This window comes from Plantactinospora alkalitolerans, from assembly GCF_015690345.1.
GTDB lineage: Bacteria > Actinomycetota > Actinomycetes > Mycobacteriales > Micromonosporaceae > Plantactinospora > Plantactinospora alkalitolerans.
The window spans coordinates 1-4,001 of record NZ_JADPUN010000359.1 but is presented as its reverse complement, the minus strand read 5'-3'; the positions used below and the strand labels follow the sequence as shown (position 1 = coordinate 4,001).

Annotated in this window: 5 protein-coding genes; 1 reads left to right on the top strand and 4 read right to left on the bottom strand. The window is 72.7% G+C overall.

The features are described 5' to 3' along the window. The 4 genes from I0C86_RS37450 to I0C86_RS37435 form a co-directional block, all read right to left on the bottom strand. On the bottom strand, positions 1-227 hold a 227-nt coding region (locus tag I0C86_RS37450), incomplete at its 3' end, for a hypothetical protein (RefSeq protein WP_230395454.1). 83 nt (positions 228-310) lie between these two features. Further along, entirely contained in the window at positions 311-631 is a 321-nt protein-coding gene (gene cutA, locus I0C86_RS37445) for a divalent-cation tolerance protein CutA (RefSeq protein WP_196206051.1), read from the bottom strand. A 10-nt stretch (positions 632-641) separates the two neighbouring features. Next, complete coding sequence (locus I0C86_RS37440) at positions 642-1,703, bottom strand: 1-acyl-sn-glycerol-3-phosphate acyltransferase (RefSeq protein WP_196206050.1); 1,062 nt, start codon at positions 1,701-1,703, stop codon at positions 642-644. Beyond that, on the bottom strand, positions 1,703-2,539 hold the full coding sequence (locus tag I0C86_RS37435) for a patatin-like phospholipase family protein (protein ID WP_196206049.1): 837 nt from the start codon (positions 2,537-2,539) through the stop codon (positions 1,703-1,705). The genes I0C86_RS37440 and I0C86_RS37435 overlap by 1 nt, the downstream gene beginning before the upstream one ends. Before the next feature lie 330 nt (positions 2,540-2,869). Between I0C86_RS37435 and I0C86_RS44675 the strand changes: the two genes are divergently transcribed. Next, the coding region (locus tag I0C86_RS44675; RefSeq protein WP_255527936.1) for a serine/threonine-protein kinase at positions 2,870-4,001 on the top strand (1,132 nt) is incomplete at its 3' end.

Sequence of the window (4,001 nt, the reverse complement as noted above, 5' to 3'; positions counted from 1 at the left end):
GCGAGGGTTTCGCGCCGCTGGCGGATCTGCCGCAGCGAGGAGTCGAGACCCAGGTACGCCTGCCGGGCCTGCTCCACCCGGGGAACCAGCGCGACGATCTCCGCGTCGAGCCGGATCACCTCGGCGGCGACCGGATCGGGTGTCCGGCCACAGCCCCGGCACCCGGTCGCCAGATCGGCCCCGGCCCCACACACCGGACAGGGGTACGCGTTCGCGGAAGCGGTCACGCTGCCCATGCTCCGGCACCGGAAGAGCCGCTCACAGAGTGCGCGTACCTACCCCGGGTCCGGTACCGGGTACCGGGGACGCGTCAGGGTCGGGTCTGCTCGTGCAGCCATGCGGAGTAGCCCGGGTTGCCACCGGACACCCACGTCACCAGTACCTCCGGCACCTCGTACGGATGGGCGGCCCGTACCTGGCCGATGAGGGCCTCGACCCGGTCCGGCGCGGTCTTGAACAGCACCGACCACTCCCGGGTGGTCTCCATCCGGGACTCCCACCAGTAGGTGCTGTCCACCGGTCCACTCACCTGTGCGCAGGCCGCCAACCGGGCGGCCACCGCGGCTGCGGCGAGCACGTCCGCGACGGCCCGCGCGTCCACCACGGTCGTCACGATGCAGATCTGGTCCACGCCGGGCACCCTACGCCGGATCGCCGTCCTCGCGATGCGCATCGACCCATTCGTCGATCCGTGCCCACCAGTCGAACAACCAGTCGATGCGCTCCTGCCGGTCGGCCGGTATCTCCTCCGGCGGTACGGACCAGAATCGCATCACGATCCGCTTGTCCATCGGAAGCTCCCGCCAGACGTCGGCCACGGTCAGCATCCGGTCCAGCCCGGTGTGCGCGACGAAGATGACCCCGGCGTCCGGCGCGGCGTCCAACGCGGCCAGTACGCCGCCCGGCTGCGGCGCGAGCACGTGTCGCATCGCCTCGGCCCGCTCCGCCATCTCGTCGAGTCCACGGGACCTCAGCAGCTCGATGGCCCGCCGACGGCGTCGCGGGGTGAAGTTGCCGCCCTCGGGGAAGATCACGAACGCGTCGTTCTCGTCGAGGTTCACGGCCAGGTGCCCGATCTGCTCGATCAGGGCCTCCCGGGGTGGGCCGACGCGCTCGGTCGGACCGACCCGGGTCTTCCGGCGGTTGCGGGCCGCGATGAACCGGTTGGGCAGCCGGTTCAGCAGTACGTCGACGGCCGGATCCCATTGCAGCGTGTCCTTGAGCACGATCCGCGGTTCCCGGTCGAACCAGTTGACCAGCGCGTGGATCAGGATGAACGAGTCGCCCGGCCCGGCGTGCCGGCACAGCACCAGCTCCGGACGTCCGGGCAACGCGGTGTCCGGGTCGGTTCCGACGATGTCGATGCGCAGTCGCAGCGTCCACCGGGCCTGCCAGAACAGGAAGGTCAGAAACCAGCCGGCCAGGACGTAGTGCGCCCGCTGGAACGACGGGGACCGCTTGTGGTAGCCGAAGCCGGAGCCGACCCAGAGTGCGAACAGCGCGACCAGCGCGGCCGAGTCCCAGAGCAGGTAGACGATCCCCAGCCAGAGCACCCGGAGCGGCCGGAGGTAGCCGGGGACCAGTGGCGAGACCGCCGCGGCCAGGATCAGCCACACCGGCAGGGTGGTCACCACCAGTACGGCGAGCAGCACCGTCCCGGGGCCGAGGATCAACCGCCGGACCCACCTGGGCGGCAGTGGCATCAGCCGAGGTCCACGTGCTCGACGAGGTAGCGCCGGGACGCCGTGTAGGCGCGACTGATCCGCCGCCCCACCGCCGCCATGTCCCGGTACGCCCATGGCGTGTCGTCCCGGGGCGCCAGCCCCCCGGTCGGCAGCACGTGCACGTCCACGTCGTCGGGGAGCGCCGCCATCTCCCGGGCGAACCGGTGCCGCCGGGCGATCTCGAAGGCCACCTGGGCGATCTCCCAGGGCCGGCGGGGCGGAGTCAACGGGCGCTCGATCCGGCCCACCTGGAGTACGAAGATCTGCCGGGCGCCCGCGTGCACCGCCTCCCCGATCGGGATCGAGTTGACGATGCCGCCGTCGACGAAGTGCTCGCCGTCGATCCGGGCCGGCGGCAGCAGCCCGGGTACCGAGGCCGAGGCGAGTACCGCCGGCACCACGGGGCCGGTGCTGAACCAGTGTTCGGCGGCCCGCTCGATGCTGGCCGCGCAACACCGGAACGGCACCTTGAGGTCGGCGAAGGTGGTGGTCTCGCCGAGTTCCGCCTCCAACAGCCGGCGCAGGGGGCGCGGCGAGTGCAGGTGGGTACGGGCGGCGAAGCGCCGCAGTTGCCGGGCGATGGAGTCGCCGTACACCTCACTGGCCTCGGGTGAGGCCCAGAGCCGGACCAGCCGGTTGGTGACCGCCTCCGACGGATCCGCCGCGACGAGCGCGCCGTTCACCGCGCCGATCGAGGTGCCGAGCACCAGGTCGGGCTGGATGCCGGCCCGGAACAACGCCCGCAGCATGCCGACCTCGACGGCGCCGAGCACGCCACCACCGCCGAGCACGAACGCCACTGGACCGCTGACCATGCTGTTCATCCTGGCACGGGCCGCCCAGTCCGACTCGGCGGCGGTCGTCGCAGGCGCGGGGCCTCGGAGAGTGCGCGACGGGGCCGGGCAGCCGACGGATCGACGACGACCGCTCGGCGCAGCGGAGGGACCGCCCGACGAAACATGACATCCCGGGCCGGGCCCCGCCACCGGGGGCGCGGCATGTTGCCGGGGTGGGATTCCCGCTCGGGCCGTACGTGTCCGGCCGGCAATCTCGGCGTTGACAGACGATTGCCGGTCACGGAGCCTGATACGACCCCACACACGGCCTGACGCGACTCCCGACTTCCCAGGCAGGTGCGACGAACGATGGCAGCGTTGCAGGCGGGCGGCCTGCTCGCCCGCAGATATCGCCTCATCGACAGGATCGGTGCCGGCGGCATGTCGGTGATCTGGCGTGCCCGGGACGAGGTGCTGGACCGGGTGGTGGCGGTGAAGGTGCTCGCCGCGTCACTCGCCGCCGACACCAAGTTCCGGGAGATGGTCCGCGAGGAGGCCCGGGCCGCCGCGCAACTCGTGCATCCACACGTCACCGCCGTGCACGACTACGGCGAGACCGTCGGTCCGGACGGTGGGATCACCGCGTTCGTGGTGATGGAGCTGCTGACCGGCGAGGAGCTGAAGGCCGAACTCACCGCCGGCCCGCTGCCCTGGATGACCGCCGTGGAGATCTGCGCGCAGGTGTCCGAGGCCCTGGCTGCGGCCCACCGGCTGGGCATCGTGCACCGGGACATCACCCCGGCGAACATCATGATGACCGCGACCGGGGCGAAGGTGCTCGACTTCGGCATCGCGACCCAGGTGGGCGCGCCCGACGAGGACGAGGACGGCGAGACGTTCGGTACTCCCGCGTACGTCGCGCCGGAACGGCTGGACGGACTGCCGGCCCAGCCGGCGACCGACACGTACTCGTTGGGCGTACTGCTCTACGAGACGCTCACCGGCCGGGTGCCCTTTCCCGCCGACACCTGGGAGGACCTGTCCCGGGCGATGGAGGCGGGCGTCGAACCGACGCTCACCGGCGTACCCGATCTGCCGCCCGTGGTTGCCGACGTCTGCCTGCGCTGTCTGTCCCGCGAGCCGGCGGAGCGACCGACGGCCGCGCAGGTCGGCGAGGCGCTGCGCGGTCAACTGCTGGCCGCCGATCCCCGGCTGGTCGCGACGAACCACCCACGGTCCGGCACCGTACCGACGGCCCGGCTGGCCGCACGACCGCAGCCGGCCGTCGGACCGGCTTCGGCGGCCCTGGCGGCCACCGTCGGTCCGGCGACCTCGGCCCCGGTGGCGGATCCGGCCCCGGTCCACGCGCCCGCGACGGAACCCGCGACGGCGACGGCATCGGCGGGAACGGGCCCGCCGGGACCGGCGGAGCCGCACGCCCGGGTGGAGCCGCGGGGTACGGCGGACTCGCCGGGCCCGGCGGGGGCGCCCGGACCCGGGG